At 35.9% G+C, this 4,657-nt stretch carries 5 protein-coding genes; 3 read left to right on the forward strand and 2 right to left on the reverse strand.

Going from position 1 to position 4,657, the window contains the following annotated elements; translation table 11 throughout:
* Together hydG and EZH24_RS07385 are read right to left on the reverse strand one after the other, a co-directional pair.
* A partial coding sequence (gene hydG, locus EZH24_RS07380; protein WP_137998477.1) for a [FeFe] hydrogenase H-cluster radical SAM maturase HydG occupies positions 1 to 1,191 on the reverse strand: 1,191 nt, incomplete at its 3' end.
* A gap of 39 nt (positions 1,192 to 1,230) precedes the next feature.
* Positions 1,231 to 1,476 carry a TM1266 family iron-only hydrogenase system putative regulator gene (locus EZH24_RS07385; RefSeq protein ID WP_137998478.1) on the reverse strand — a complete coding sequence of 82 codons (246 nt, stop codon included), beginning with the start codon at positions 1,474 to 1,476 and terminating at the stop codon, positions 1,231 to 1,233.
* Positions 1,477 to 1,694: 218 nt separating this feature from the next.
* Here EZH24_RS07385 and EZH24_RS07390 point away from each other — a divergent pair, with 218 nt between their 5' ends.
* The 3 genes from EZH24_RS07390 to EZH24_RS07400 form a co-directional block, all read left to right on the forward strand.
* The gene (locus tag EZH24_RS07390) at positions 1,695 to 2,198 is read left to right on the forward strand and encodes an NADH-quinone oxidoreductase subunit NuoE family protein (protein WP_137998479.1); all 504 of its coding nucleotides are present in this window, start codon (positions 1,695 to 1,697) and stop codon (positions 2,196 to 2,198) included.
* 15 nt (positions 2,199 to 2,213) lie between these two features.
* On the forward strand, positions 2,214 to 3,893 hold the full coding sequence (locus tag EZH24_RS07395; RefSeq protein WP_137998480.1) for a NuoF family protein: 1,680 nt from the start codon (positions 2,214 to 2,216) through the stop codon (positions 3,891 to 3,893).
* 41 nt (positions 3,894 to 3,934) lie between these two features.
* Positions 3,935 to 4,657, forward strand: a 723-nt coding sequence (locus tag EZH24_RS07400) for a 2Fe-2S iron-sulfur cluster-binding protein (RefSeq protein WP_137998481.1), incomplete at its 3' end; no start/stop codon positions are given.

Here is a 4,657-nt window from a genome sequence, read left to right on the forward strand (position 1 = left end):
CATGAATCTGTCTCCCGTTCTTCCTTCTCTATAACATGCCGTGCAGAAACTTGGCAGATAATCTATCTTGCATAACCATTCTATTATATCGTCAAGCGAGCGAGTGTCGTTTACCTCGAATTGTTTTGAATTTTCTTCCTCTTCTTCGACATATCCGCCAACGCTTGTTCTCGAGCCTCCGCTTATTTGCGAAACTCCGACTTCCAAAACTTCCTCTCTCGATTTTTGACTCTCTCTCGTGGAAACTATTATTCCCGTATAAGGAACGGCTATTCTTAAAACCGCTACTATTTTTTTAAATAAATCGTCTGTTATCGCGTTTGGAAAAGAATTAACATCGACATCGTCCGCGGGTCTTATTCTCGGAACGCTAATAGTATGAGGTCCGCATCCGAAAGTATCTTCCAAATGTTTTGCATGATAAAGCATCGCCGTAAAATCGTATTTGTAATTATAAAGCCCGAATAAAACTCCTATTCCCACATCGTCAATTCCGCCTTCCATAGCTCTGTCCATCGCTTCGGTGTGATATTCGTAATCGCTTTTAGGTCCCGTAGGATGAAGTTTTTGATAAGTCGGTTTATGATAAGTTTCCTGAAATAAAACATAAGTGCCTATTCCAGCGTCTTTTAATTTTTTATAATTTTCAACGGTTGTAGCCGCTATATTTACATTGACTCTTCTTATAGCGCCGTTTTTATGTTTGATGCCGTAAATAGTTTTTATAGATTCGAGCAAATAATCCATACTCGCATATTCTGGGTCTTCTCCCGTTTCGAGAGCGAGTCTTTTATGTCCCATATCTTGCAATGCTATTACTTCCGCTTTTATCTCTTCCTGCGTTAATTTTTTTCTCGCGATATTCTTATTTTTTGAATGATAAGGACAATACACGCAACCGTTTATGCAATAATTCGATAAATATAAAGGAGCGAACAAAACTATTCTTTTTCCGTATATTTCAAGTTTTATTTTTTTTGCGATTTCGTATATTTCGTTTTCTATATTTTTATCTTCGCATAGCAATAACGCTAAAGCTTCCGCGGGTTCGAGTCCTTTCATTTCTTTTGATTTATTCAATATTTTTTGGATATCGTAATTTCCGTTTTCGACTTCGGATATTGTCTCTAAAATTTTTTTGTCGTTTATAAATTCGTTTGCATTTTTTGATTTTGAATTGTAATTAAACATAATGAAACCTCAAATAAAAAACTGTTTAAAAATTATCGGTTATTTATTGGAATAGAGAGCTTTTGCCGAAACTCCTTCCAACATACCAAGTTTACCCGTCAAACTATTAATTTTATCCGAAGGAGCATTTAAAACGATACTGATTATATTTATATTTTTTTCTCTGTAAGGAATTCCCATCCTTCCTATTATAAAATCGCCGTTTTCATGCAAAATTTCATTAACCTTTGAAACTATATTTTTATTTTCAACGACTATTCCTATAACGGCAATTCTATTTTCCATAAATCAAATTAAATATCATATAATCGCAATTAATTCCTTTATGATAAACTTTAATAGTTATTCATTTAGGTATTATTATTGTATAATAAATCGTTATTTTGTAAATAGTTTTAAGAAAAAAGATTAAAAAATTCACTTGAATTTTGAATCATTTTTTATTATACTATTTATAACGGTTTAATTAAAAAATAAAAATAAAATAACAACGGAGGTATAAAATGAGCGAAAATACCGCTTTACTAACCGAAGAACCTATAAGCGATACCGTCAAAAAATTAGTCGGAGAATGGGAAAATGTCGAAGGAAATCTAATAATGATTTTTCATGGCATTCAAAAACATTACGGGTATGTCCCCAGAAATGTGGCAAAATATGTATCGGAAGAAATAAATGTTCCGCTTACGAGAATATACGAAATATTGACTTTCTATAATTATTTCACTATGGAACCCCCAGCCGATAATCATATAGCCGTTTGTATGGGAACGGCTTGCTATTTAAATGGAGCGAAAGATTTGATTGACGAGGTAAAATCCAAACTTGGCTTAAAGGGAAACGAACAATATTCTGAAGATAGAAAATATAAATTGGAAGAAGTTAGATGCATAGGTTGTTGCGGTTTATCTCCCGTTATCACTTTCAACGGCGAAGTTAAAGGAAGAGTAAAACCCGAAGATATATCAAAACTCATAGACGATAACAATAACAAAGAAAATAAATAATGGGAGAAAATTTTTATGGTAGAAAAATTAGACAGAAAAAAATTGGAAGAACATAGAATAAGCACGGAAAAAGAAATAGAAATAAGAAAGGGAATAGAAAGCTCCGAAGACGACAGATATCATATTTTGGTTTGCGGAGGAACAGCTTGCGAATCGAATAAAAGCGAAGAGATAGTTCGGTTATTGAAAGAGCATGCCGAAAAGAACGGAATCGGCGATAAAGTATTGGTTATAAAAACGGGATGTTTCGGTTTTTGTAGTCAAGGTCCTGTAGTTAAAATAATTCCAGGTAGAGTTTTCTATACTCATGTTCAACCAGAAAACGCCAAAGAGATAATAGAACAACATATAATGCAAGGAAAACTCGTTCTAAAAATATTGTATAAAGAACAGAGAGAACATAGAGACTTTACTAAAGAGATTAATTTTTACGGAAAACAAAAAAGAGTCGTCCTAAAAAATTGCGGTATGATAGACCCCGAAAATATTGACGAATATATAGGAAACGATGGATATAAAGCCCTTTCAAAAGTATTATTCGATATGAAACCAAAAGATGTTATTAAAGAATTGGAAATATCGGGACTCAGAGGAAGAGGCGGAGCGGGATTCCCAACTTGGAAAAAATGGAGTTTTGCCGAAGGAATAGAAGCCGAACAAAAATATATGGTATGCAATGCGGACGAAGGCGACCCTGGAGCGTATATGGATAGAAGCATTCTCGAAGGCGACCCTCATGCCGTAATAGAAGCTATGGCTATAGGCGGATACGCGATAGGAGCGAGTAAAGGCTATATGTATATCCGAGCGGAATACGGACTCGCGGTCGAAAGAGTGAAAATAGCTTTGAAACAGGCTTACGATTACGGACTCTTGGGAAAAAATATTTTGGGAAGCGATTTTTCTTTCGATTTGGATATAAGACTTGGAGCGGGAGCTTTCGTATGCGGAGAAGAAACGGCGCTTTTGGCGTCAATAGAAGGAAGCAGAGGAACTCCGAGACCGCGTCCACCTTTCCCTGTGGTAAAAGGATTATTCGGTTGCCCTACCGTAATAAATAATGTAGAAACTTTTGCAAATATTACCGCTATAATAAATAACGGCGGAGAATGGTTTGCCTCTATCGGAACGGAAAATTCAAAAGGAACTAAAGTATTCGCTTTGACGGGAAATGTAAATGTATCGGGATTGGTTGAAGTGCCTATGGGAACTACGATTAGAGAGATAATTTACGATATAGGCGGAGGAGTTCCCAACGATAAATTTGCAAAAGGCGTTCAAACGGGAGGACCTTCTGGCGGAATATTGCCCGAAGAATTATTTGGAACTCATATAGACTTCGATAATTTGGTTCAATTAGGCTCAATGATGGGTTCGGGCGGTATGATAGTCATAGACGAAGATAGAAATATGGTCGATTTTGCCAAATTCTATTTAGGTTTTTGCGTTGACGAAAGTTGCGGTAAATGTGTGCCTTGCAGAATAGGAGGCATGCAAATGCTAAAATTACTCGAAAAATTTACAAAAAGAAGAGCGAAAGAAGAAGATATAGAAAAATTAAAAGAAATAGCTTTGACTATGAAAACCGCTTCTTTATGCGCGCTCGGAACTACGGCTGCAAATCCCGTTTTATCGACTTTGAAACATTTTGAAAACGAATATAAAGCGGGAATATTCGTCCGAAATACAAATTAAAAAGTCGGTTAAAATTAAAATCTAAAATAAGGATAAAAATTATGATTAAAATAAAAATAAACGGTAAAAATTTGGAAGTTGAAGAAAATATTACGATATTAAAAGCGGCTAAAAAAATAGGAATAAAAATCCCTACCCTATGCTATCATCCCGATATTCCTCCGACATCGGCTTGCGGTATTTGTATGGTTAAACTTGCAAATATGGGAAATAAATATGTTCGAGCATGTTCTATGCTTGTGGAAGAAGGAATGGATATTATAACGCATGACGGGGAGATAAACAAGGTTAGAAAGGGAGTTTTGGAACTCGTTTTATCCGCTCATCCAAACGATTGTTTAAATTGTATAAGAAACGGGAACTGCGAGCTTCAAACGGCGGCTGCGGATTTCGGAGTTAGAAATTCAAAATTCGACAATATAAAACAGAATCATCCGAGAGACGAAACGGCGGGAAGTATAGTTCTCAACCCAGAAAAATGTATAAAATGCGGAAGATGTGTCGTGGTTTGCCAAGAAATGCAAAGAGTTCATGCATTGGGATTCGTAAATAGAGGTTTCGACACTTATTTTGCTCCAGTCGGTGTTTCGCTTAAAGATTCAACCTGTGTTGACTGCGGACAATGCGCATCTCACTGTCCAGTAGCGGCAATATACGAAAAAGTCGATACTAAAGAATTGATGGATGTTTTGGACAATCCAGATATTTATGTTACCGTTCAAATGGCGCCTTCCGTTAGAGTGGCTTTGGAGAATATTTCGGAC

Origin of the sequence: Brachyspira catarrhinii, assembly GCF_005518285.1 — a bacterium.
Lineage (GTDB): Bacteria > Spirochaetota > Brachyspiria > Brachyspirales > Brachyspiraceae > Brachyspira > Brachyspira catarrhinii.

What these genes read in the sequence shown, in the direction of transcription:
- EZH24_RS07385 (WP_137998478.1), bottom strand. Translation starts at nt 1,476, where the DNA reads ATGGAAAATAGAATTGCCGTTATAGGAATAGTCGTTGAAAATAAAAAT.
- EZH24_RS07390 (WP_137998479.1), top strand. Translation starts at nt 1,695, where the DNA reads ATGAGCGAAAATACCGCTTTACTAACCGAAGAACCTATAAGCGATACC.
- EZH24_RS07395 (WP_137998480.1), top strand. Translation starts at nt 2,214, where the DNA reads ATGGTAGAAAAATTAGACAGAAAAAAATTGGAAGAACATAGAATAAGC.